This window comes from Rhizobium sp. BR 249, assembly GCF_047445895.1.
In the GTDB taxonomy this organism is placed as follows: domain Bacteria; phylum Pseudomonadota; class Alphaproteobacteria; order Rhizobiales; family Rhizobiaceae; genus Rhizobium.
In genome coordinates, this window is record NZ_JARWKX010000017.1 from 46,071 (window position 1) to 69,583 (window position 23,513).

The following is a 23,513-nucleotide window of genomic DNA, read 5'->3' on the forward strand; positions in this document are numbered from 1 at the left end:
CGGCGGTACGAGGCCTACTGGATGTCCAGGAGCCGTTCGAGATACCGCCGTTCCATTTCCTGCGGCGGATTGTTGCCGAGCTTCTCGCGGATCGCATCGAGGATTTCGCGCGCGCGCTGAACGTCGATTTCATCGGGCACCTTGACGCCGTCGTCTTCGAGAGGCCCCGTGGTCCGCCGCAGCCGGCCGAGCGGGTCGCGACCGGTCTGGTCGCCTTGGCCCACCTGCCCGCCCGGGCCCTGTCCCTGCTGGCCGCGTTGCGCCTGCATCATCTGGTTCATCATGTCGCGGGCGCCCTGGCGAAGGGCTTCCAGCGCGCGGCCCTGGTTCTCGACGGCCGTGTCGCCGCGGCCCTGGCCGAGCTCGCGGCCGGCGCCGTCCATCTCACGCTGGGCCTGGCCGAAGCCCGGGCCGGGCTTCATGCCCATTTCGCCGAGTTTCTTCTGCAATTCGCCGAGCTGCTTGCCGAGCGCATCCTGCTGGGCGCGCAACTGCTTCAGCGCTTCCCTGAGCTGCTCGGCCGTCATCTGGTCGGAGGGTTGCTCGCCCTGGCCCTGCTGCCCTTGCTGCTGGTCCTGCGGCTCGCCGTTCTCTCCCGGCGTCATCTCGTCGAGCAGCGGATCGTTTTCGCCCATATCGGATTCGCCGCGCTGCATGCGGTCCTTGAGCTGCTGATCGAGGCGGAAGGTCTCTTCCATCAGCTTCTGCTGGTCGCGCAGGATCTCGCCGAGCTTGTCGATCTGCTTGCGGGCTTCGCTGTTCTCCTGGCCCTGCTGACCCCGCTGCGGGCGGCCCGCCTGCAGGTTGTTCATCATACGCTGCAATTCCGAGAGCATCTGCTGGGCCGCGTCGCGATTGCCGGAGCGGGCGAGATTTTCGATCTGGTCCATCATCCGTTCCAAATCCTGCTGGCGCAGGATGTTCTGCGCATTCTGGTTCGGCTGCATCATCGGCGCGCTCTGCATGCGCTGGGCGAGCTCGGTCAGGTACTCCTGCATCGCCTTGCGCAGTTCGTCCATCAGCTTCTTGATCTCCGCGTCGGGCGCGTTGCGGTTCAACGCGTCGGCAAGCTTCTGCTGGGCTTCACGCAGCTTGCGCTCGGCGAGCGAAAGATCGCCGTCCTCCATGCCAAGCGCAATCTCCCAGAGATACTGGGCCGTATCCTTCAGCGCGTCCTCGCCCTTTGCGAGCTTCATGCGCACCAAGGCCGATTCCAGCAGCAGGTAGTTGGTGAGCTTGGGGATCGTCTCCTCGGGACGGATGGTCAGCGCCTCGTTCAGCGCGATTGCCTGCGGCATCTTGCGTGTATCGAGCGCGAAAACCTGCCGTTCCTCGGCGACGGCTGCGGCAAGCGGCTCGTTGAAGGGCCGCGAGGGCAATATCATTTCATAAGGCGGGCTGCGGCCGGTCTGGCCGGCGGCATCCTTGGCGACGAGGGTGATGCGCACGCGCTTGCCGGCAAGCGGATGTTCGGTCAGGTTCCGGCTGGTCACGCCCTTGGCATCGCGGGCGTTGCGGCGCGGAATATCCAGGCGGTATTCCGGCAGGGGATAGAGCGGCGTCGCCGCTGGATCGTTTTCCAGAGGAACGATCTCCGCATGGGCTTCCTGGACGCCGTAGTCGTCCTTGACGGTGAAACCGATTTCCAGCGCGCCGTTGACGCTCGGCTTCGGCATGCCGTCAAAGGCGATCTCAGGCGCCTTATCGGGCAGTACCTCGAAGCTCCAGCGGCGGCCGTTGACTTCGAGTGCGCCGTTTTCCTCGAGCTTCATCACATGCGTCTGCGCGACGAGGGCATTATTGGCAGGTGCGCCCGCCGCCGGCTGCTCGCCTGTCGGCGCTGCCGCCTGCTGCGGTTTCGTGTCCGCCTGCACTGATATATCCTGCGCCTCGCCGTTCGCCTTGCGGAAGACCACTTTTTCGGCCGTCTTTCCGCCGCTGACGCGCACGGTGAGGCCTGAAAATTGCGGAATGCCGATCGGTGCCTGCTCGCTGCCGTCAGCGGTGAGATAGACGGGCGCACGGCCGGTATAGGGGGGCGGCGTCACCCAGGCATCGATGCGCACCGCCGGATCGACCGTCACCTGCTCGGGAGCTGACTGCAACGCATCACCAAGCGAGCCGCCGTTGATCGACAGGGAGTAGCCGAAAGCGGTGACGAGCAGCAGCGCGGGAATGGCGCGAAGAGCGAAGCGGTCATGGGCGGCGATGTCAGGCCTCGGCATGCCGGCATCGAGCGCCGCGATCTTCTCGGCCATGCGCGCCTGGTGCTCGCGCCAGAGCGCGCGGGCAAAGGGCGTATCGAAGGCCGGGTCGTCTTCCTGGACGGTAACCGGCTGGTGCGGCAGGCCGTTGCGCTCTTCCAGCATACGGTCGGCTTCGGCGGTTTTCGGCCAGCGCAGATGGCGGAAGGGGACGAGCGAGACGAGGAAGGCGGCGGCGAAGGCGATCAGCAGCAGGATGCGAAGCCAGTCCGGCACGCTGCGGAAGATGCCGAACCAGGAGGCGGAGAGATAGAAAGCAACGACGGAGAAAACAGGCATCAGCGGCGGCAGCAACTGCTCGAAAAAGAGCACGATGCGCGCCAGCAGGCGTTTCGTCGTTACCAGCCGGGCAAGCGAGGGGCGGAGCGCAAATGCACCTTTCTTCTGCCTCGAGGGGCTTGTCATCGGTCCGGTCTCCGCGATCTGGCGTTCTGGTACAGAGGGCGCTTCCGGCGATTGCAGGGCAATACGCTCATGATTGACAAGGATAACACTCTTTATGGCGAAGGCGAGGGCGAGCGGCCGGCAATACCGGCTTTTCACGTTCGTTCGCCAAAAAGTGATGGCTTTGTCAGTCGAGCCAAGCCGGAACCGAGTCGAGACCGATCAGTTCGGCATAGGTCCTGCGCGGGCGAATCACATGGAAATCGCTGCCCTTGACCAGAACCTCGGGCACCAGCAGGCGGCTGTTATAAGTGCCGGCCTGCACCGCGCCATAGGCGCCGGCGGTGCTGACGGCCATCAGATCGCCGGGCTTCGGCATCGCCATCTCGCGGTCGAGCGCCAGGTAATCGCCGGTCTCGCAAACGGGGCCGACCACGTCCGCACGGATGCGCGGGGCGTTGGCCGCCGAAATCGTCACCGGGCGGATCTCGTGATAGGCCTCGTAGAGGGTCGGGCGGATGAGATCGTTCATCGCGCCGTCGACGATGACGAAGGTCTTCTCGCCGCCGTCCTTCACGTAGAGCACTTCGGTCACCAGGATGCCGGCATTGCCGACGATCAGGCGGCCGGGCTCGGTGACGATCTTGCAATCCAGGCCGCGCAGCTGGTTCTTGACGATCGCCGCATAGGCATCCGGCAGCGGCGGCGGATTGTTGTCGTCCTTATAGGGAACGCCGAGGCCGCCGCCGATATCGACGTGATGGATGGTGTGGCCGTCGGCCCGCAGCGTCGCGACGAGATCGCGCAACAGCTTGAAGGCGTCGTCGAAGGGCTGCAGCTCGGTGATCTGGCTGCCGATATGCATGTCGATGCCGGTGGCTTCGATGCCCGGCAGCTTGGCGGCATGGGCATAGATGGCGCGGGCGCGCTCCCAGGAGATGCCGAACTTGTTTTCCTTCTTGCCGGTCGAAATCTTCGAATGCGTCTTCGCGTCGACATCCGGATTGATGCGGAAGGAGACCGGAGCTTTCTTGCCCGCGTTGACGGCGCGCTGGTTGAGGATCTCGAGCTCAGGCTCGGATTCGACGTTGAAGCAGTAGATGCCGGCCTCGAGCGCGAAATCCATTTCCTGCGGCGTCTTGCCGACGCCCGAAAACATGATGCGGCTTGCCGGAATGCCGGCGGCGAGCGCGCGGCGCAGTTCGCCTTCCGAGACGACGTCGATGCCGGCGCCGAGGCGGCCGAGCGTCTTCAGTACCGCCTGGTTCGAATTCGCCTTCATCGCGTAGCAGACCATGGAGTCGACATCGGCGAAGGCTTCCGAGAAGACGCGGTAATGGCGTTCCAGCGTCGCCGTGGAATAGACGTAGAAAGGTGTGCCGACCGCCTTGGCGATCTCGGGAACGGGGACATTCTCGGCGTGAAGGATGCCGTCGCGGTACTCGAAATGGTTCACGGGCTCATGCCTTAAAGAAGGGGATCGAGAAGGAAGGGCTTGTCGACGGTTCCGGGCTGTTTCGTCGGTTTGGAAACGTCGCCTTCCTTCGTTGCCGCAGCACTCGGCGGATCGAGATCGCCCTTGCGCCCGCATCCGGCAACGGCAAGGCCGATGACGGCGAGCACCGCCGTCAGGCGGATGAGGTGCGGCAAGCTCTTCTGCATGGATATCCTCTTGTGCGGCGTATGACAGACTTCATTTCGAACGATGGGCATCTTCATAGCGAAGTTTATCCGCCTTGTGCACCCTGATTGTTGGGCGGTCCTCCCGCGTCGGCGGGAAGGGCGAGGCGGGCTTTCACCCGCCCGCAATTTGTCAGTTACGGGCGCGCCAGAAGGCGATCTGCTTGCGCACTTCGGAGGGGGCGGTGCCGCCGAAGCTCTTGCGGCTGGCGACGGAGGCCTCCACCGTCAGCACGTCGTAAACCTTGTCGGTGATCGCGGAATGGATCGCCTGCAGATCGGAGAGCGGCAGCTCGGCAAGATCGCAGCCCTTGCTTTCGGCAAGCGCCACGGCGCGGCCGGTCACGTGATGGGCATCGCGGAAGGGCAGGCCCGCTTCGCGCACCAGCCAGTCGGCAAGGTCGGTCGCAGTCGAATAGCCGGAGCCCGCCGCAGCCTTCATGCGCGCGGTGTTGACGGTCATGTCGCGCACCATGCCGGTCATGGCGGCGATCGCGAGTTCCAGGCTCTCTGCGGCGTCGAAGACCTGTTCCTTGTCTTCCTGCATGTCCTTGGAATAGGCGAGCGGCAGGCCCTTCATGATCGTCAGCAGTGCCACCAGCGAGCCGTTGATGCGGCCGGTCTTGGCGCGCACCAGCTCGGCCGCATCGGGGTTCTTCTTCTGCGGCATGATCGAGGAGCCTGTGGAGAAGGCGTCGGAGAGACGCACGAAGCCGAATTGCGGGGTCGACCAGATGACGATCTCTTCGGCCAGGCGCGACAGATGCATGCCCGTAATCGCGGCGATCGACAGAAATTCGATGGCGAAGTCGCGGTCGGAGACCGTGTCGATGGAATTGCGGGTCGGCTCACGGAAGCCGAGAGCCTTGGCCGTCATGTGGCGGTCGATCGGATAGCCGGTGCCGGCAAGGGCGGCAGCACCGATCGGGCTTTCGTCCAGGTGCTCGATGGCATGGCGCACGCGCGAGCGGTCGCGGCCGAACATTTCGACATAGGCCATGCAGTGATGGCCGAAGGTGACGGGCTGGGCGGTCTGCAGATGGGTGAAGCCCGGCATGACGCTTTCGGCATGTTCCTCGGCGCGGTCGAGGAAGGCCGCGATCAGGCCGGTCAGCATCTGTTCGGTCTTCTGCAGTTCTTCCTTCACCCAGAGGCGGAAATCGAGCGCCACCTGATCGTTGCGCGAGCGGGCGGTGTGCAGTCGTCCGGCTGCCGGGCCGATCAGCGTCGCCAGGCGCGCTTCGACATTCATGTGGATGTCTTCGAGCTGGCGGGAGAATTCGAAATTGCCACTTTCGATTTCTGACAGGATCGTGTTTAGCCCGTGAACGATCTTGTCCTTATCGTCTGAAGAAATGATGCCCTGATGGGCGAGCATCGTCGCATGGGCGATCGAACCGCGGATATCCTGCGCGAATAGCTTCTTGTCGAAACCGATCGAGGCATTTATCTCCTCCATGATCGCGTCCGGGCCGGAGGCGAAGCGCCCACCCCACATCTGGTTGGAGGATTTGGTGTCCGTGTTGCTCTCGGCCATGGAAGATGCCCGTCCTGGAGAATGAAATGACGACGAAAAAACCTTTCGGCCTGCCGTCCGTAAAACTAATCGCAATCGCCGCCGTCGCAGGCGTCGTTGCCGGTGCGGCAGCGGTATACGTGAAGGAGACGGGGATTGGCAATGGTGCCGGCAATACGGCTTCGGCCGAATGCTCGCTGGCCAAGGAGCGCGCCGCCAATCTGACGCCGCTGATGAAGGGGCAGGTTGCCGCCATGGTTGCCGCCAATGAGCCGCGCAAGCTGACCGCGGTTTCCTTCAACGGACCTGATGGTAAGCCGATGGCGCTCGATCATTTCGCCGGCAAGACCGTGCTTCTCAATCTCTGGGCGACATGGTGCGTTCCCTGCCGCGAGGAAATGCCAGCGCTGAACGCGCTGGAAAAGGAGATGGGCGGCGAAAAGTTTCAGGTCGTAACCGTCAATATCGACAGCGGCGACGACGAAAAGCCGAAGACTTTCCTCGCCGAGACCGGCGTCGACGCGCTGCAGCTCTATCGCGACAACGCGATCGGCGTCTTCAACAGCCTGAAGAAGGAAGGCCTCGCCTTCGGTCTGCCGGTGACGCTGCTGCTCGACGACAAGGGATGCCTGATCTCCGCCATGAACGGCCCCGCCGCCTGGGACAGCGAAGATGCCAAGGCGCTGATCAAGGGGGCGATCGGATCGTAAGGATATCGCTCAGGAGTCCCCATCTCCCCTTATGAGGAAGACGCCCGCGATTCCGATCAGGACGCAGCATTGCAGCAGGAACATGGGTGTTTCGGTCGACATGGCGTTTCCTCCCGTTCACGGCAAGGAAAGCATTTCGCCGGCGTTTGTTCCATTCGCCTTTTTAGGCGATGACGTGCATTAGCGCGTCGGAACCGGCACTTCGCCGCGATAGTCATAGAAGCCGCGGCCGGACTTGCGTCCGAGCCAGCCGGCTTCGACATATTTCACCAGCAGCGGGCAGGGGCGATATTTCGAGTCCGCCAGACCGTCATGCAGCACCTGCATGATCGAGAGACAGGTGTCGAGACCGATGAAATCGGCAAGCTGAAGCGGTCCCATCGGGTGGTTGGCGCCGAGCTTCATCGCCGTGTCGATGGCATCGACCGTGCCGACGCCTTCGTAAAGCGTGTAGATCGCTTCGTTGATCATCGGCAGCAGGATACGGTTGACGATGAAGGCGGGGAAATCCTCGGCGACAGTGATGGTCTTTTCCAGCGTGCCGACGAATTCCTTGGCGGCGGAGAAAGTCTTCTCATCGGTCGCGATGCCGCGCACGAGTTCGACCAGCTTCATCACCGGAACCGGGTTCATGAAATGAATGCCCATGAAGCGTTCGGGGCGGTCGGTGGCCGCGGCAAGCCGGGTGATGGAAAGGGAAGAGGTGTTGGTGGCAAGCAGCGCCTCCGGCTTCAGCACGGGGCAGACCTGGGTATAAATCTTGCGCTTGACGCTTTCGTCCTCGGTGGCGGCTTCGATGACGAGATCGGAGGGGGCGAGATCGTTGACATCGGCGGAGCCTGATATGCGCGACAAGGTCGATTTGCGTTCCTCGTCGGTCATCTTGCCGTTCGTCACCAGGCGGGCGAGATTGCCGTTGATGGTGGCGAGGCCGGATTCGATGCGGTCCTGCGAGAGATCGTAGATGTGAACCCTGTAACCTGCGGCGGCCGAAACATGCGCGATGCCGCAGCCCATCTGGCCGGCACCGATAATCCCGATATTCTTCAACACCGCACTCATCTCCAAACCCCCGCTCGGCAGCCGCCCCCGCGTTGCCGCATTATTTTAGCATTACTGCCGGACGAAAGATCGCCCGGCAGCAGATAAAAGACAATTTTCCAGTCATTCGCAAGTGCGAAAGAAAAGCATGGAGCCCGCTCAGAGCGCCTTTTGCAATTCCGGCAGTGCGTCGAAGAGATCGGCGACGAGGCCGTAGTCGGCGACCTGGAAGATCGGCGCCTCCTCGTCCTTGTTGATGGCGACGATCACCTTACTGTCCTTCATGCCGGCCAGATGCTGGATCGCCCCGGAAATGCCGGCGGCGATATAGAGATCGGGCGCGACCACCTTGCCGGTCTGGCCGACCTGCCAGTCGTTCGGCGCATAGCCGGCATCGACGGCGGCACGGCTTGCACCGACGGCGGCGCCGAGCTTGTCGGCAACCGGCAGGATGACTTCCTTGAACTTCTCGGCAGAACCGAGCGCCCGGCCGCCCGAGATGATGATCTTCGCCGAGGTCAGTTCCGGACGTTCCGAGGCCGACAGCGCATCGGAGACGAAACGCGACAGGCCGGGATCGGAGACAGCCGGGATTGCTTCGACGGAGGCAGAGCCGCCTTCACCAGCGGAGGCAAAGGAAGCGGTGCGCACGGTGATCACCTTCTTGGCATCGCTTGCCTGCACCGTCTGGATGGCATTGCCGGCATAGATCGGACGCTTGAAGGTATCGGATGAAACGACTTCGATGATCTCCGAGACCTGGGCGACATCGAGAAGAGCGGCCACCCGCGGCAGCACCGTCTTGCCGACCGAAGTCGCGGCCGAGAGGATCGTGTCGTAGGAACCGGCSAGCGARACGATCAGGTCGGAAAGCGGYTCGGCCAGATTGTTGGCGAGCTCGTCGCTTTCGGCGAGCAGCACCTTGGAGACGCCGGARAGTTTGGCCGCCGCATCGGCCGCAGCCCTGGCGCCCTTGCCGGCAACGAGAATGTGGATATCGCCGCCGATCTGGCTKGCAGCCGTCAGCGCCTTGGCGGTCTGGTCGGAAAGGCTGGCATTGTCATGATCGGCCAGAAGAAGAATGGTCATTGATAATTACTCCTATTCCAACCCGATTAGAGCACGCCGGCTTCGTTCTTGAGTTTGTCGACGAGTTCGGCGACCGACTTGACCTTGACGCCGGCCTTGCGGCCGGACGGCTCCTCGGTCTTCAGCACCTTCAGCCGCGGCGTCGTATCGACGCCGAAATCGGCTGGCGTCTTCTTGTCGAGCGGCTTCTTCTTCGCCTTCATGATGTTCGGCAGCGAAGCATAACGCGGTTCGTTGAGACGCAGATCGGTGGTCACCACCGCCGGCAGCTTGACCTCTATCGTCTGCAGGCCGCCGTCGACCTCGCGGGTCACGGTTGCTTTGCCGTCACCGATCTCGATCTTCGAGGCGAAGGTCGCCTGGGCCGAACCCAAGAGTGCCGCCAGCATCTGGCCGGTCTGGTTGCTGTCGTCGTCGATCGCCTGCTTGCCGGTGATGATCAAGCCCGGCTGTTCGGCATCGGCGACCGCTTTCAGGATCTTGGCCACAGTGAGCGGCTCGACCGCATCGTCGGTCTCGACCAGGATCGCCCGGTCGGCGCCCATGGCAAGTGCGGTCCGCAGCGTCTCCTCGGCCTTGGCCGGGCCGATCGACACGACCACCACCTCTTCCGCTTTGCCGGCTTCCTTCAGCCGCAGCGCCTCTTCCACCGAGATCTCGTCGAACGGGTTCATCGACATCTTCACATTGGCAAGCTCGACACCCGTGCCATCCGGCTTCACCCGGATCTTCACGTTGTAGTCGACAACCCGTTTGACTGGGACGAGAATCTTCATGGGGTCCTTCCTTCAAGAGAGAACTGGCTTCAGCGAGGCTGTGAGGAAAATGCGCGCTCGGGCGCCGCTCCGATTGTCGAATGGCGACATGGATACGCGTTTTTCCTCCAAATACAACGCTTCCATGACGCCGGCAGGCAATTTGCCGGCAATATATGGACGTTTACGTTCACGTCAATATAGGAGTCAGCGCCGACCCCAGGGAAAGCGCTGTGCCGTCCGTCCGCCTGTGCCGGCAGCGATGGTCTGACCGGTGGCAGGTTCGTTTCTGACGGCGCGGGGTATCACGATTTCCCGATCGAAGAGCGGCACGCCCGGCCGGCGCAGGACGAAGATCAGAAGGGCGCCGGCAAGGATGCCGCCGACATGGGCGCCCCAGGAAACGTCGCCACCGGAAGCGATCACCAGCATCAGGAACTGCTGGCCGATCCACAAAAGCAGCGGGACGAAGGCCGGCAGCGGCAGGGGCACGCGGAAGAATACCAGCACCCAGACCCTGACGCGCGGATGCAGCATGACATAGGCGGCCACGACGCCGGAGATCGCCCCCGATGCGCCGACCAGCGGCGCTTCCGACGTCATGCCCAGCAGTCCGTGGCAGAGCGCGCCGGCGGCGGCGCAGGCGACGTAAAAGAGCAGGAAGCGCAGATGCCCCATCGCATCCTCGACATTGTCGCCGAAGACCCAGAGGAAGATCATATTGGAAGCCAGATGCCAGAAACCGGTATGGACGAAGGCATAGGTGAGATAGGTCGCCGGCTCCGGCACGATTTCGAGGCCCTGCGCCAGCACCGCATGCCCGAAGGCGATCGCCGGGATATAGCCGAGACCGACGGTCGTCGCCTGGGCCGCCTGTTCGCTCTCCAAGCTGGTGAAGAGCCAGATCGCGACATTCAGGGCGATCAGTGCGAGCGTCACCCACTGGACCTTGATGTATTTCAGCGTATTGGCATCATGGAGTGGTATGAACATTAAGGCCCCCCGGCGATCGTGATCGCGGCAAGCCTATCTGTTTTTTCCCGGAACCCAAAGCACATCCGCACGGCCTTGGTCATTGGCGTGGCGGGCCGCGACGAAGAGGAAATCGGAGAGCCGGTTGACATATTTCATCGCGGCCGGGCCGACGATTTCGCCGTCCGTGCGGGCAAGCGCCACCATCAGGCGCTCGGCCCGGCGCGCGATCGTCCGGGCCAGATGCAGATGCGCGGCGGCCGGGCTGCCGCCCGGCAGGATGAAGGATTTCAGCGGCTCCAGGCGGGCATTCAACCGGTCGATATCGCGCTCGATGCGTTCGACCTGTGTTTCGACGATCCGCAGCGGCTCATAGGCCGGCGGCTCGCCGGTATCGGGGGCGGCGAGATCGGCGCCGAGATCGAAGAGGTCGTTCTGGATCAGCATCAGCATGGCGTCGAGATCGGGCAGGCCTGATGTGTGCAGGCGCGCCAGGCCGATCGCGGAATTGGCCTCGTCGATCGTGCCGTAGGCTTCGACGCGCAGGTCGTCCTTTCTTCGGCGCGGGCCGGAAACCAGGCCGGTCGTGCCGTCATCGCCTGTTTTCGTGTAGATCTTGTTGAGTTTCACCATGCGGCACCGCCCATATTTACTCCTCTATCGTCAGGTCAGCTCGGACGGCCGCCGCCGGTCAGCCAGAGCGTCAGCATGATCAGGATGACGGCGATCGCCTGTAAGAGGACGCGAAGCTGCATCAGCTTGTTGGAAAGGTTGGCATCGCCGCCCTTCATCATGTTGAAGAGGCCGCGGATCAGGACGAGGGCGACGACGCCCATGACGATGATCGCGAGGATATAGGTGACCGTGGACATGGCATTCGGCTTTCTCAGTCCGTCCAGCGCATCAGGCGGTAGAAGAGATCTGCCGGGAGCAGCCGCTTCAGAACCATGCCCTGTTTAGCCGGAGTCGTTACAGGATAATGTGGTCTCGGGTTTTTCGAGTTCAATGCGTGTTTCAATACCGAATAGACCGCGTCCGGGCCGAGCTTATGGCGGCTGACCGGTCCTGATCCTTCGAGCCTCGCCAGCTGCCTGATATAATCGGCCGCGTGCGGCGAATTCTCAAGATCGATATGTTCCTTGATCTTGGCGAGCGCATTAGCGGTGAAACGCGTGGCGATCGGTCCCGGCTCGATCAGGCTCACATGGATGCCGCTGCCGTGCAGCTCCATGCGGAGCGTGACGCTGAGGCCTTCGAGCGCAAATTTGGAGGCGGTGTAGGCGCCGCGATAGCGGTAGGGCACCACGCCGAGGATGGAGGAGCATTGCACGATCCGCCCTTCTGCACGTTTGCGCATCGGCGGAATGACCTGCCGCGTCAATTCATGCCAGCCGAAGAAATTCGCCTCGAACTGTTCGCGCAGCGCCGCCGTCGAGAGGTCTTCGACGGCGCCCGGCTGGCCATAGGCGCCATTGTTGAAGAGCGCGTCGATGCGACCGCCGCTGCGTTCCAGAACCGTGCCGACCAGGTCTGAGATCGTCTCGGCCCTGGCATAATCCATCAGGAAGGTTTCGATGCCGTCCGCTTCCAGCCCGGCCAGATCTTCCGTCTTGCGCACCGTCGCGAAGACGCGCCAGCCATCGGCTTTCAACGCCCGCGCGCAGTAAGCGCCGATGCCGGACGAGCATCCGGTCACGACGATGGTGCGCTCTCCCGCCATGGAATGATTCCTGTACAAAATGGGACTCGTTTCCCATATTCGGCCACAGGATACAATCTGGAAAGCCGGGGACGGAATGCCGAAGGTGCTGCGCACGATTTACGACGTGGTCTATGATGCGATCTGTCACATGGTCGAAGATGACGGATTTGCCATGGCGAGCCACGTGGCGCTCTCGAGCCTGCTTGCGGTTTTCCCTTTCCTGATCTTCGGCACGGCGCTCGCAAGCTTCCTCGGCGCCGATCAATTTTCCTCGACCGCCATCCATCTGATCTTCGACACCTGGCCCGAGGCGATCGCTAAACCGCTCGCCGACCAGGTGCTGCAGGTTCTGACCATTCCGCGCGGTGGGCTGCTGACGATCTCGGTGCTGGCGGCCGCCTATTTCGCCTCGAACGGCGTCGAGGCGCTGCGCATTTCGCTCAACCGCGCCTATCGGGTGCAGGAGACGCGGCCGTGGTATTTCACCCGCCTCGCCAGCCTCGGCTACGTGCTGATCGCCGTCATCATCTTTGCCGCGATCAGTATTCTCCTCGTCGCCTTGCCGTTGGCGCTCGATTATGCGCGCGGCTGGTTTCCGCTGTTTGCCGATACGCTCGACATCGTCTTCAGCTGGCGCGTCTACGGCACGCTGGTGGTGCTGACCGTCGGGCTGCTCGTCGTGCATCTCTGGCTGCCGGCGGGCAAGAGGCGCGTCTTCGATGTCATTCCCGGCGTGCTGCTGACGCTGCTTCTCTGGCTCGCCGGCGCGCTGATCTTTGCCTATTATCTCGCGACCTTCGCCAATTATACGGCGACCTATGCCGGTCTCGCCTCCGTCATGATCGTGCTGATCTTTCTCTATATGGTCGGGGTCATCTTCATCATCGGAGCGGAGATCAATGCAGCGCTGATCAAGTTCCGCGTCTTTCGGATGTTCTCCCATACGCTTTCGATCGTCGGCAGAGAGCGGGTGGAAAGGCAATCAAAGCCCGACAAGGCGGCGAATATCCATCCCTGACATGCCATGGGCACGCAATTCGCCAAGTCCGCTGGCGCCGTCGCTTTTCGAAAGCTTGCGGCCATCCGCATCCAGAATGAGGCGGTGATGGTGATAGATCGGCTGCGGCAGGTCGAGCAGCACCTGCAGCAGCCGGTGCACGGAGGTCGCATGGAAGAGGTCGAGCCCGCGCACGACATGGGTGACGCCCTGCAACGCATCGTCGACGACCACGGAAAGATGGTAGCTCGAAGGGGCGTCCGACCGCGACAGGATGACATCGCCCCAGACCTCGGGTTCGGCGGCGATCTCGCCTGACCTGCCGTCGCCGGTTTCCGTCCAGAACAGGAGCTCGCCGATCAGGTCGAGCGCCTTGCGCATATCGAGCCGCCAGGCATGCTTCATGCCCGAGGCGAGCATTTCCTGCCGTTCGTCCTCCGGGCGCTCGCGATCGGTCGCCGGATAATGCGGGGTGCCGTCTGGATCGCGCGGCCAGGATTCACCCGCTGCCTCGTAGGCGGCCACCCGCGCCTTCACCTCGCCGCGCGTGAGAAAGGCAGGATAGACCAGGCCGCGCTCGATCAGCGCATACAGCGCCGCCTGATATTCCGGGAAATGTTCCGACTGGCGCCGCACCGGGCTTTCCCAATCAATATCCAGCCAGTCGAGGTCCTTGAAGATGCCGGCCTCGAATGCCGGCGTGCAGCGCGTCAGGTCGATATCTTCGATGCGCAGCAGAAGACGGCCGTCCTCGGCTTCGGCCATATCACGGTTCAAGAAGGCCGAGAGGGCATGGCCGAGATGCAGCGCTCCGTTAGGGCTCGGCGCAAAACGAAAGACGGGTTTTTGACGCTCGCTCGTGGTCATGCTTTCTTCTGCCACGAATCCGGTTTCTGAACCACTGCGAGGTAACGTGCAGATCATCCGCAACGAGGACGATGTCAGGCAAGGGCTCGAAGCGCTGCTTCGTCTCGATCCACGCCTTGCGCCGATCGCGGCGGATGCGGGGCCGCTGCCGCTGCGGCTGCGTGAGCCCGGTTTTGCCGGCCTTGCGCATATCATCGTTTCGCAAATGGTGTCGCGCGCCAGCGCCGAGGCGATCTGGCGGCGCATGCTGCCGGCGGACGGCCTGCTGACCGCCGAAGGCTACGCGGTGCTTCACCCCGAGGCATGGCGGGAATTCGGCCTGTCGCGCGCCAAGGCCGAAACCTTGTCGCGGATCGCTGAAGCCGTTGCCTCCGGCCGCCTGGATCTCTCCGGTCTCTGCCTGAAGGCGCCAGGCGAGGCGCTTGGCGAACTCACCGCGCTGAAGGGGGTGGGCCCGTGGACCGCCGAGGTCTACCTGATGTTCTGCGGCGGTCATGCGGACGTCTTTCCGGCCGGCGACGTCGCACTGCAGAACGCCGTCGGCACGGCGTTCGGCCTTGCGGCGCGACCGCAGGCAAAGGCGCTTGCTCTGCTGGCGGAAGGCTGGTCGCCATGGCGTTCGGTCGCGGCGCGGCTTTTCTGGGCCTATTACGCCGCGAAAATGCGCCGCGACATGGTGCCGATCGGCTGATCGGCCACACTCTTCAAATTGCCTTTATCCTCTGAATTTATTGGACTTCACAATCCTGTAACAACCGGCCTAATATACAGGTGCAGATGCCGAATCGATCAGGAGAGTCCCTTGACGATTGCAGTCTCCCCGCAGGCCCTGCCGGCGCTCGTCCTGAACGCTGACTACCGGCCGCTGAGTTATTACCCCTTGTCGCTATGGTCCTGGCAGGACGCGATCAAGGCGGTATTTCTCGACCGTGTGAACATCATCGCAGAGTATGAACATTCGGTTTCCTCGCCGAGCTTTTCGATGCGGCTTCCGAGCGTCGTATGCCTCAAGACCTATGTTCAGCCGTCCCGCAATCCTGCCTTCACCCGGTTCAACGTCTTCCTGCGCGACCGGTTCGAATGCCAGTATTGCGGCGCTCATGACGACCTGACCTTCGATCACGTCATCCCGCGCGCCCATGGCGGCGAGACGACCTGGGAGAATGTCGTGGCGGCCTGCTCACCCTGCAATCTGCGCAAGGGCAGCAAGCTTCCGAAGCAGGCGGGCATGTTCCCGGCGCAGAAGCCTTACCAGCCGACGGTGCAGGATCTGCACAATAACGGCCGGCTGTTCCCGCCGAACTATCTCCACGATAGCTGGCTCGACTATCTCTACTGGGATACCGAGCTGCAGCCCTGATCGACCAGGCGAGAGCGCGTCGCGATCTTTCAGATTCGCTCGCGCTTCACGTCTTTGTTTCGCAAAAACCGCTGCGCAGTTTTCCGCGACATGCTTAAGCGGATTTGCGGACGCCGACGAAGGCGAAGGCTGCGAGCAGAATTCCCGCGATCACGTTCCAGCCTGCAAAAGACAGGCCGAGTACCCTCAGCGCCGCATCGGTGCAGGACGGGCCTTTGATCGTATTGAGCTCGGTGAGCAGATCGCCGGCATTGCTCGTCATGCTGTTTGCCGTCGTCGAGCAGGTGGCGGGTCCCGGCCAGAAATGCCATTCGACGCCGGCGTGATAGACGCCCATGCCCGCCGTCACCAGCATCAGGATGCCGGCCGCGAGAATGAGAGCGCGGGTGATCCAGTTCGGCAGGCCGACGAGCGAGGAGATCGCTGCGATTATGGCGATGGGGATGGCGTAATAATAGGGCTGGCGCTGCAGGAGGCAGAGCGCGCAGGGAATATAGCCGCCGATATATTGGAAGCCGAGCGCCGTGCCGACTGCCGCCGCCATGCCGATGGCGAGCAACAGGGAATAGGTGAAGCCGGGGCGGGCGAGCGGCGAGGAAGTGGCAGTCATGGCGGAGCTCCGCAAGGTGGGCCTGGAGCATGTCGCGCAAAACTGTGCAGCGGTTTTGCGAGAATGACATGCGTAAAAACAAAAACCTAAAGCGCGAGGAGCAGATCTGAAGGATCGCGACGCGCTTTAGTGAGCGAAAGAGCGGTAGCCGACATATAGCACGATCACGGCGCCGGCGCCGATGCCGACGATCTGGCCGAGACGCTTCTCGATGAAATCCCGGATCGGCTCGCCGTAGCGGCGCAGCAGCCAGGCGAGGAAGAGGAAACGTGCGCCGCGTGCAATGATCGCCGAAACAATGAAGAGCCCCAGATTGACGTGGATGACGCCGGACAGGATGGTCACGATCTTGATCGGCGGCAGATGTGCGAGACCTGACGTGACGAGCAACAGCAGGATCGTCTCGTAGGTGACATAGGCCTTCATCTGCTCGAAAGCATCGAGCTTGCCGTAGAATTCGAGAACCGGCCGAGCCACCGTCTCATAGGCGTAATAGCCGAGCGCCCAGCCGGCGATGCCGCCGAGAACGGAGGCTGCCGTTGCAACCAGCGCGTAGCGATAGGAGCGTTCCGGCTTGGCGAGTGCCATCGGCAGAAAAAGTACGTCGGCGGGGACGAGAAAGACGGAGCTTTCGACGAAGGCGATGACGGCGAGCCAGACTTCGGCCGATTTGCGCGCGGCCAGAGACATGGTCCAGTCGTAAAGTCTGCGGAGCATTCCGTTTCCTTCCTGTTGCGATGCAAAAAAGCTTTAGGTGCCGTGCGCGGCGCTGTAAATGCTTGCCCCGTGTCCTTCGCGCCACCGCGGCTTAAAAAAATCGTAATCCGGGGCTTTCCGCCCCTCCCAAGATTTCATGGGATTGCGAATCGGCCATTGTGAGGCAGGTTGTTTTTGTCGGCATGCAGGGTAGCGCGAGATGATATTCAAAGTGATCGAGGGTGGCCGTGGGCAGGCCGCGGATACGCGCCCTGAGGAGGGTTGCGGGGCGAGCCGGGACGACGTGCGCCGGGAAGCGGCGCGGCGGCTCGACGAAAGCGGCTGTCATATATCCCGCGTCCGGGAATTTGCGACCGGTACGCCGATGCCGGCAGCACTCAGATATTTGTCGCTGCAGATCGATTTCGTCGCCGAGGCGCTGTCGAGGCTCGATCCGATCCCTCTGGATTTTCGCTCCGACGCGTACTGGCCTGCCTTCTCCTGAGGTCGTCACGGAAGATCGCGTTTCAGGACAGATCCATCGATTTTTCCCATTGCTGGCGCAGGACGTTCATTTCCGTGCGTTTCTGCGCCATTTCGCTGACGACGGCGCGCAGATTGGGATGGTGTGACATGAACATGTTGAAGTCGCGCCGATCGAGCACCTCGAACTGGCAGAAATCGACGGCGATGACGTCGGCCGTGCGCCGTCCGCCGCTCAGGAGCGCCATCTCCCCGAAAAAGGCGCCGGGCTCCAGGCGGATCGCGCCGCTGGCGAGCCGCACCTCCACGGCGCCTGAGGAGATGAAATACATGCTATCGCCGCGGTCGCCGCGGCGAATGACGCGTTCGCCGGGAGGGGCTGATTTCGCCTTGAAGAGCAGCAGCAGCTCCTCCTGCGCGTCTTCGCCGACCTGGGAGAACAGCGGGAAGGTTTCGATCAGCTGCTGCATCTTCAACTGGTGCTGGCGCTCGCGTTCCTCGCCGAGTGCCCTGATCTTTTCCAGTTCCCTGCCGAGCGTCTTTTGCCTCTTCCTGCCGTAGCTCTCGAAGAGGGCGGGCCATTTCGAATGGATATGTTTCTTCAGGCCGTCCGTCGCGAAGATTACGATCGGGTTGAGTGTGATCGACAGGATCGCGGCGGCAAGGATCAGATCCTGGCCCTCATGCGGCAGGAGCCCGAGCGAGACGCCGAGCCCGGCGAGAATGAATGAAAACTCGCCGATCTGGGCAAGGCCGCCGGCCAGCGTCAGCCCCATGCCGATCGGATAGCGCAGCAGCAGGACGATCGCGAAGGTGATGATGGCTTTGCCGAGGATGACGAGCGCCAGCGCGCCGATCACGGCAAGCGGCTGGCGCACCAGGATCGAGGGGTCGAAGAGCATGCCGACGGAAACGAAGAACAGCACGGAGAAGGCGTTCTGCAGCGGCAGTGAATCGGCGGCCGCCCTGTGGCTGAGCTGGGATTCGCTCATGACGACGCCGGCGAAGAACGCGCCGAGCGCGAAGGAGACGCCGAAGATCGCCGCCGAGCCGAAGGCGATGCCGAGTGCGATCGCCAGCACCGTCAGGGTAAAGAGTTCGCGCGAGCCGGTGCGGGCGATCATCGTCAGCAGCCAGGGCACGATGCGGGGGCCGAGGAAGATCGCCATGGCGGCGAAGGCGGTCACCTTCATGAGCGTCAGGGCGATCGTCAGCGCCAGCGGCAGCTCGCCGAGGCCGTGATTTGTCGCTTCGACCGCGTGGCCACCGAGGAGCTCGGCGAGCGCCGGCAGCATCACCAGCGCCAGCACCATCACCAGATCCTCGACGATCAGCCAGCCGACGGCGACGCGCCCGCTCGGCGCGTTGACGAGATTGCGCTCCTCCAGCGCCTTCAGGAGAACGACGGTACTCGCCACCGACAGGCTGAGGCCCAGCACGAGGCCGGCGCCGAGGCTCCAGCCCCAGAGTTTGCAGAGACCGATGCCCAGCAGGGTGGCGAGGATGATGCGTCCGATCGCGCCGGGCACGGCAATCCCGCGCACGGCGAGCAGATCGGAGGCTGAAAAATGCAGGCCGACGCCGAACATCAGCAGGATGACGCCCATTTCGGCAAGCTGGCCGGCAAGGGCGGTATCGGCGACGAAACCAGGCGTGAACGGCCCCATCAGGATGCCGGCCATCAGATAACCGACGAGCGGCGGCAGCCGGAGCCGGTCGGCACCGTAACCGAGGATCGCGGCGAAAACGAAACTGACGGCGACCGTTGCGATGAGCCCTACTTCCTGATGCACGTCTGTTTCTTCCTCGTGATAACGGTCGCCACTCTGTACGAAGTGCACATAAAATTAAACAGTTGATTCGCGTGATATGGCGTCTGTTCAACGCCTAAATTAATCTGACGGAATCGGGCATTTCCTCTCCGTTCACGCGTAATCTGGCAGTCGCCGCCTTCGGAACCACTTATGGCCTGTCTCGTTGCTCTTTCATCAGGAGAAGGAGAAACGACATGCGAAAGATCATCCTGAACTGTACTGTGGCGGCTCTTGCCGTCTGCTCGTTTGCCGCGCCTGTTCTTGCCGACAGCATCTATGTCAGGGAGCGTTCCTATGACGATGGCTACCGCCATGAGCGGGTGCGACCGGGCGTCACCATCAGCGAACGCGGCATCACTTTCGGCGCGGTGCGCGAACGCGAACGCCGTCGCTATCGCGACGACGGCTGCGAAACCAGGAGCGTCACCCGCCAGACCGAGGATGGCGAAGTCACCAGGACGGTTAGGCGCTGCTACTGATGGAGAAATACTCGATAAAGACGAAGCCCGGTTCCACGAGCCGGGCTTTCGTCTTTCATGGCATAGATATCGCAATGCGGTGGTGGAAGTCGCCAGTCGGTGTTATGAGCACGCCTTCGGTCGAGGCGCGACCCCGCGCCAGGGCCTCCGCACAGGATTTTTCAGTATGATTGAGCTTACCCCGTCCCAGATCGCTGCACTCAAACTCGCCAGGGATGGAGATCTTTATCCTCAGCCGGCCAATAAATGGACGCATCAGAACGCGACCGTGACCTACGCAAAAAACGACCGTTGGAAAGAGCGGCCCCAGAAAATCAAATCGGTCACGGCAAAGACGCTGGGTGAGTTGAAGGAGCCAGGTTTCCTCGAGCGACGGCATCTGGACGACGACGCATCAAAGGACGTCTACGGCATTACCATGGCCGGCAAGATGTGGCTGTTGAAGAACAAGTAGTTTCGGTCGGATTCGAATTCGTTGCATGCTGCCGTGTTAGCGCTTTGAAGCAAAGGGCTACGCGGCGGCATTCGAGATGATGGTGTTGCTAACCGCAGGACTATCGAACCAGTCCGCCTCCGCTTGGCTGCTCTTCGGCTCGCCGAGCCGAAGTCACAGAGCGTAGGCTGGTGCCCCATGCCGGGGTCGAACCAGCACTTCTTTCGAAACTCGATTTTGAGTCGAGCGCGTCTACCAATTCCGCCAATGGGGCAACGGATACGGGCGGCTGTCTAACATGCGAGCGCCCGCAGATGCAAGACGGGCAAGCCAAGTTATCAGACTGATCCGGTAGCGAGATCCGGCCTCGTTTCGAGGCCGGATCTCATTGATATCAATGGGCGGTGGCGGGAACAGGGTTGGTCAGGCCGGACTTCTTCAGCGTGATCGCCAGGATCGAGGCCAGCAGGCAGAAGGCGCCGGCGACGAAGAAGGCAGGAAGGTAGCTCGAAAGCTCGGTGCGCGAGAGGCCGGCGCCATAGGCGGCGGTTGCGGCTCCCAGCTGATGGCCGGCGAAGATCCAGCCGAAGACGAGACCGGCCTTTTCGCGGCCGAAGCGGTCGGCGGCTATCTTGACGGTCGGCGGCACGGTGGCAATCCAGTCGAGGCCGTAGAAGATCGCAAAGATGGATAGGCCGTAAAAGCTGAAATCGCTGAAGGGCAGGTAGAGCAGCGAGAGGCCGCGCAGGCCGTAATACCAGAACAGCAGCCAGCGATTGTCGAACCGATCGGACAGCCAGCCGGAGCCGATCGTGCCGAAGAAATCGAAGATGCCCATGACGGCAAGCACGCTGGCGGCGGCCACCGGGACGATGCCGAAATCGCCGCAGAGGGTGACGAAATGCGTCTGGATCAGGCCGTTGGTGCTGAGGCCGCAGATGAAGAAGGTGGCGAACAGAATCCAGAAGGTCGAGGTCTTCGAGATTTCCTTCAGGGTGGTGATCGGCGTCATCAGTGCCGCGCCAAGCGTGGTGCTGGCCGGCGCGGGCGCGACATGGGTTTCTCCAAGCGACGGCAGGTTCACGTCTGAGGGGCGGTCACGCATCAAGAGAAGGACGAAAAGGGCCGCAACCATGATCATGGCGCAGACGAAGAATACGGTGGCGCGCCAGCCATAGCGTTCGGTGAGTTCGGCCATCAGCGGCAGGAAGACGAGCTGGCCGGTTGCCGAGCTAGCCGAAAGCATGCCGACGACGAGGCCGCGATGCTTGACGAACCAGCGCGTGGAAACCGTTGCCGCCAGCACCATGGCGGTCAGGCCGGTGCCGAAGCCGACGACGACGCCCCACAGCGCCAGCAGATGCCAGAGCTTGGTCATGAACAGCGAGCCGATGAAGCCTGCGCCGATCAGGGCGAGCGCGAAGACGATGACCTTGCGGACGCCGAAATAATTCATGAAGGCGGCGGCAAACGGTCCCATGAAACCGAAAAGGATCAGGCGAATCGCGAGTGCCGAGGAAATCTGCGACGTTTCCCAGCCGAACTCGTCCTGCAGCGGCTTGATGAGAACACCGGGGGCACCCATGGCGCCTGCTGTTACCAGCATGGTGAGGAAGGTCGCGGCGACGACGACCCAGCCGTAGTGGATGTTGCGCCGGGCAAGGGTGGAGGCAAGGGCTGCGGAAACCATGGGCACGATTCCGTTCGAATTGAGCTTCGGGAAGATACAGGAGTGATTTACATGATGGTCATCATATTTCTTGCTTATTGATGATGGACGTCATATATTTTGTCAAGCGCCTATTTCTGGAGACGAAGATGCGGGTCAGCCGCGAAAAATTTGCCGAAAACCGCGAGAGGATCTTGAGCGTTGCCGGTGTGCTGTTCCGCGAGAACGGTTTCGACGGCGTCGGCGTCGCCGACATCATGAAGGCGGCGGGGCTGACGCATGGCGGCTTCTACGGTCATTTCAGTTCGAAGGACGATCTGGCGCTCGAGGTCAGCCGCAAGCTGATCGACAAGGTCGAGACGCGGTGGAAGGAACATATCGCCGAGTCTCCGGACCGGCCGCTTGAAGCGCTTCTAGACCATTATATCCACTGGCGCACGGTCGACGATCCGGGCGGCAGCTGCGTTTTCGCGACGCTGATCCAGGAGGTAAGCCGCAGCCGCGGCGCCGTCCGAGAGGTCTTCAGCGATGGATTGTCGGTGCTGGTCGATACACTCGCCGATATCGTTCCCGGCGAGAGCGAGGAGGAACGCCGCGCCAATGCCGCCACGACGCTTTCGTCGATGATGGGCGCCGTCATTCTTGCCCGCGCGGTCGAGGACAGGGCGCTCGCGGAGCATTTTCTAGTGACGATGCGGCGGCAGCTCGATCCCGGTAGCCGGAGATAATCTCAGTTGGGGCGTGGTTTCGGCTTCCTCTCCGTGTGGGCGGAGAGGAATCTTATTTTGTACAAGGCCGGAAGCGTCCGGTGGCTATTTGAAGCCGGCCACAGCATGCGGGATGTAGGGTGCTTCCAGTGCCGCGACTTCCTCGGCTGTCAGTTTGACCGAGAGCGAGGCAACGGCGTCCGCTAGATGGCCTGGCTTGGACGCGCCGATGATCGGGGCGGTCACGGCGCTCTTCTGCAGGATCCAGGCGGTCGCGATCTGGGCGCGGGAGATGCCGCGGGCTTTTGCGATTTCGGCCACTGCCTTGACGATCCGGCGGTCGGCATCGATGGATTGCGTATAGAGCGTCTTGCCGAATTCGTCGGTTTCGCTGCGTGCCGTCGCCTCGTCCCAGTCGCGGGTGAGCCGGCCTCGGGCGAGCGGGCTCCAGGGAATGACGGCGATCTTCTGATCCTCGCAGAGCGGCAGCATTTCGCGCTCTTCCTCACGGTAGAGCAGGTTCAGATGGTCCTGCATGCTGACGAATTCGGTCCAGCCGTTCAGCCGGGAGACGTAAAGCGCCTTGGCGAATTGCCACGCATACATGGAGGAGGCGCCGATATAGCGCGCCTTTCCTGATTTGACGACATCGTGGAGTGCTTCCAGCGTTTCCTCGATCGGCGTCGTGTAGTCGAAACGGTGGATCTGGTAGAGGTCGACGTAATCGGTGCCGAGGCGGCGCAGGCTGTTGTCGATCTCATCGAAGATCGCCTTGCGCGACAGGCCGGCGCCGTTCGGGCCAGGCCGCATGCGGTTGAACACCTTGGTCGCCAGCACGATGTCCTCGCGCTTGGCGAAATCCCGAATGGCGCGGCCGACGATCTCTTCGGACGAGCCGTTGGAATAGGTGTTGGCGGTGTCGAGAAAATTGATGCCGAGATCGATCGCCTGCCGGATCATCGCCCGGCTTTCCTCTTCCGGCAGGCTCCAGACATGGTTGCCGCGGCCGGGATCGCCGAAGGTCATGCAGCCCAGGCAGATTTTCGAGACTTCGAGACCGGTCTTCCCAAATTTTGCATATTCCATGAAACGACTCCGTGGTGAATTCGATGGCCCCCCGGCGGCTTTCCCTGATCTAGCGCGAAAGGGCGAAAGTCGCAGAGGCGCCGAAAGAAGAATCTATGCTGCATGTGCGTAATGAAAGCGCTATTTGAAGCCGCGCCTATCCCTGCCGTTTCCGGCTTCGGCTTGCGCATCCGCGCCGCAAGGTGTTAGCTGGTGCAGC

Annotated in this window: 25 protein-coding genes and 1 tRNA gene; 8 read left to right on the forward strand and 18 right to left on the reverse strand. The window is 62.4% G+C overall.

The window, feature by feature from the left end:
- Positions 1–14: 14 nt before the first annotated feature.
- From QD408_RS17030 to argH, 4 genes are all read right to left on the reverse strand, one after another.
- Positions 15–2,669, reverse strand: coding sequence for a TIGR02302 family protein (locus QD408_RS17030; RefSeq protein WP_414140106.1), 2,655 nt, complete (start codon positions 2,667–2,669; stop codon positions 15–17).
- Positions 2,670–2,835: 166 nt separating this feature from the next.
- Complete coding sequence (gene lysA, locus QD408_RS17035) at positions 2,836–4,104, reverse strand: diaminopimelate decarboxylase (protein WP_088682877.1); 1,269 nt, start codon at positions 4,102–4,104, stop codon at positions 2,836–2,838.
- An 11-nt stretch (positions 4,105–4,115) separates the two neighbouring features.
- Positions 4,116–4,310: an LPS translocon maturation chaperone LptM gene (lptM, locus tag QD408_RS17040; protein ID WP_003582619.1), complete on the reverse strand. Its 195-nt coding sequence runs from the start codon at positions 4,308–4,310 to the stop codon at positions 4,116–4,118.
- A 151-nt stretch (positions 4,311–4,461) separates the two neighbouring features.
- Positions 4,462–5,865, reverse strand: a complete 1,404-nt coding sequence (argH, locus tag QD408_RS17045; protein WP_414140107.1) for an argininosuccinate lyase — start codon at positions 5,863–5,865, stop codon at positions 4,462–4,464.
- 26 nt (positions 5,866–5,891) lie between these two features.
- Here argH and tlpA point away from each other — a divergent pair, with 26 nt between their 5' ends.
- On the forward strand, positions 5,892–6,554 hold the full coding sequence (tlpA, locus tag QD408_RS17050; RefSeq protein WP_414140108.1) for a thiol:disulfide interchange protein TlpA: 663 nt from the start codon (positions 5,892–5,894) through the stop codon (positions 6,552–6,554).
- A gap of 180 nt (positions 6,555–6,734) precedes the next feature.
- Here tlpA and QD408_RS17055 read toward each other — a convergent pair whose 3' ends face one another.
- From QD408_RS17055 to QD408_RS17085, 7 genes are all read right to left on the reverse strand, one after another.
- Positions 6,735–7,616, reverse strand: coding sequence for a 3-hydroxybutyryl-CoA dehydrogenase (locus QD408_RS17055; protein ID WP_088682923.1), 882 nt, complete (start codon positions 7,614–7,616; stop codon positions 6,735–6,737).
- Between the two features lie 138 nt (positions 7,617–7,754).
- Complete coding sequence (locus QD408_RS17060) at positions 7,755–8,684, reverse strand: electron transfer flavoprotein subunit alpha/FixB family protein (protein ID WP_414140109.1); 930 nt, start codon at positions 8,682–8,684, stop codon at positions 7,755–7,757.
- A 26-nt stretch (positions 8,685–8,710) separates the two neighbouring features.
- Positions 8,711–9,460 (reverse strand): electron transfer flavoprotein subunit beta/FixA family protein, encoded by a 750-nt coding sequence (locus QD408_RS17065; protein WP_414140110.1) that lies wholly within the window; start codon positions 9,458–9,460, stop codon positions 8,711–8,713.
- 186 nt (positions 9,461–9,646) lie between these two features.
- Positions 9,647–10,432: a rhomboid family intramembrane serine protease gene (locus QD408_RS17070; RefSeq protein WP_414140111.1), complete on the reverse strand. Its 786-nt coding sequence runs from the start codon at positions 10,430–10,432 to the stop codon at positions 9,647–9,649.
- 33 nt (positions 10,433–10,465) lie between these two features.
- A complete protein-coding gene (locus tag QD408_RS17075) occupies positions 10,466–11,044 on the reverse strand; it encodes a cob(I)yrinic acid a,c-diamide adenosyltransferase (RefSeq protein WP_414140112.1) in 579 nt (192 codons plus the stop codon).
- Positions 11,045–11,079: 35 nt separating this feature from the next.
- The gene (locus QD408_RS17080) at positions 11,080–11,283 is read right to left on the reverse strand and encodes a twin transmembrane helix small protein (RefSeq protein ID WP_088682871.1); all 204 of its coding nucleotides are present in this window, start codon (positions 11,281–11,283) and stop codon (positions 11,080–11,082) included.
- A 14-nt stretch (positions 11,284–11,297) separates the two neighbouring features.
- On the reverse strand, positions 11,298–12,131 hold the full coding sequence (locus QD408_RS17085) for an SDR family oxidoreductase (protein WP_414140113.1): 834 nt from the start codon (positions 12,129–12,131) through the stop codon (positions 11,298–11,300).
- 76 nt (positions 12,132–12,207) lie between these two features.
- On the opposite strand from QD408_RS17085, the gene QD408_RS17090 reads away from it, so the two are divergent.
- Complete coding sequence (locus tag QD408_RS17090; RefSeq protein WP_088682869.1) at positions 12,208–13,131, forward strand: YihY/virulence factor BrkB family protein; 924 nt, start codon at positions 12,208–12,210, stop codon at positions 13,129–13,131.
- On the opposite strand, the gene gluQRS is transcribed toward QD408_RS17090, so the two are convergent.
- Positions 13,096–13,977, reverse strand: coding sequence for a tRNA glutamyl-Q(34) synthetase GluQRS (gene gluQRS / locus QD408_RS17095; RefSeq protein WP_414140114.1), 882 nt, complete (start codon positions 13,975–13,977; stop codon positions 13,096–13,098). The genes QD408_RS17090 and gluQRS overlap by 36 nt on opposite strands.
- Between gluQRS and QD408_RS17100 the strand changes: the two genes are divergently transcribed.
- On the forward strand, positions 13,976–14,668 hold the full coding sequence (locus tag QD408_RS17100; RefSeq protein ID WP_414140115.1) for a DNA-3-methyladenine glycosylase family protein: 693 nt from the start codon (positions 13,976–13,978) through the stop codon (positions 14,666–14,668). The two genes, gluQRS and QD408_RS17100, sit on opposite strands and share 2 nt — an antisense overlap.
- Positions 14,669–14,779: 111 nt before the next feature.
- The gene (locus tag QD408_RS17105; protein WP_004671754.1) at positions 14,780–15,337 is read left to right on the forward strand and encodes an HNH endonuclease; all 558 of its coding nucleotides are present in this window, start codon (positions 14,780–14,782) and stop codon (positions 15,335–15,337) included.
- A 94-nt stretch (positions 15,338–15,431) separates the two neighbouring features.
- Here QD408_RS17105 and QD408_RS17110 read toward each other — a convergent pair whose 3' ends face one another.
- Together QD408_RS17110 and QD408_RS17115 are read right to left on the reverse strand one after the other, a co-directional pair.
- Positions 15,432–15,947, reverse strand: coding sequence for a disulfide bond formation protein B (locus QD408_RS17110; protein ID WP_414140116.1), 516 nt, complete (start codon positions 15,945–15,947; stop codon positions 15,432–15,434).
- A 126-nt stretch (positions 15,948–16,073) separates the two neighbouring features.
- Positions 16,074–16,664, reverse strand: a complete 591-nt coding sequence (locus tag QD408_RS17115; RefSeq protein ID WP_414140117.1) for a YqaA family protein — start codon at positions 16,662–16,664, stop codon at positions 16,074–16,076.
- Positions 16,665–16,863: 199 nt separating this feature from the next.
- Between QD408_RS17115 and QD408_RS17120 the strand changes: the two genes are divergently transcribed.
- Positions 16,864–17,148, forward strand: a complete 285-nt coding sequence (locus QD408_RS17120; protein ID WP_414140118.1) for a hypothetical protein — start codon at positions 16,864–16,866, stop codon at positions 17,146–17,148.
- Positions 17,149–17,170: 22 nt separating this feature from the next.
- Here the strand turns inward: QD408_RS17120 and QD408_RS17125 are convergent, their stop codons facing one another.
- Positions 17,171–18,919: a cation:proton antiporter gene (locus QD408_RS17125; RefSeq protein WP_414140119.1), complete on the reverse strand. Its 1,749-nt coding sequence runs from the start codon at positions 18,917–18,919 to the stop codon at positions 17,171–17,173.
- A gap of 215 nt (positions 18,920–19,134) precedes the next feature.
- Between QD408_RS17125 and QD408_RS17130 the strand changes: the two genes are divergently transcribed.
- Both QD408_RS17130 and QD408_RS17135 read left to right on the forward strand, forming a co-directional pair.
- Positions 19,135–19,419 (forward strand): hypothetical protein, encoded by a 285-nt coding sequence (locus QD408_RS17130; protein WP_414140120.1) that lies wholly within the window; start codon positions 19,135–19,137, stop codon positions 19,417–19,419.
- Positions 19,420–19,585: 166 nt separating this feature from the next.
- Positions 19,586–19,873, forward strand: a complete 288-nt coding sequence (locus tag QD408_RS17135; protein ID WP_414140121.1) for a hypothetical protein — start codon at positions 19,586–19,588, stop codon at positions 19,871–19,873.
- Positions 19,874–20,041: 168 nt separating this feature from the next.
- On the opposite strand, the gene QD408_RS17140 is transcribed toward QD408_RS17135, so the two are convergent.
- Both QD408_RS17140 and QD408_RS17145 read right to left on the reverse strand, forming a co-directional pair.
- A tRNA-Leu gene (locus QD408_RS17140) sits at positions 20,042–20,126 on the reverse strand.
- A 120-nt stretch (positions 20,127–20,246) separates the two neighbouring features.
- Entirely contained in the window at positions 20,247–21,542 is a 1,296-nt protein-coding gene (locus QD408_RS17145; protein ID WP_414140122.1) for an MFS transporter, read from the reverse strand.
- Positions 21,543–21,670: 128 nt separating this feature from the next.
- On the opposite strand from QD408_RS17145, the gene QD408_RS17150 reads away from it, so the two are divergent.
- Complete coding sequence (locus QD408_RS17150; RefSeq protein ID WP_088682922.1) at positions 21,671–22,249, forward strand: TetR/AcrR family transcriptional regulator; 579 nt, start codon at positions 21,671–21,673, stop codon at positions 22,247–22,249.
- An 84-nt stretch (positions 22,250–22,333) separates the two neighbouring features.
- Here QD408_RS17150 and QD408_RS17155 read toward each other — a convergent pair whose 3' ends face one another.
- Complete coding sequence (locus QD408_RS17155) at positions 22,334–23,314, reverse strand: aldo/keto reductase (RefSeq protein ID WP_414140123.1); 981 nt, start codon at positions 23,312–23,314, stop codon at positions 22,334–22,336.
- Positions 23,315–23,513 lie beyond the last annotated feature (199 nt).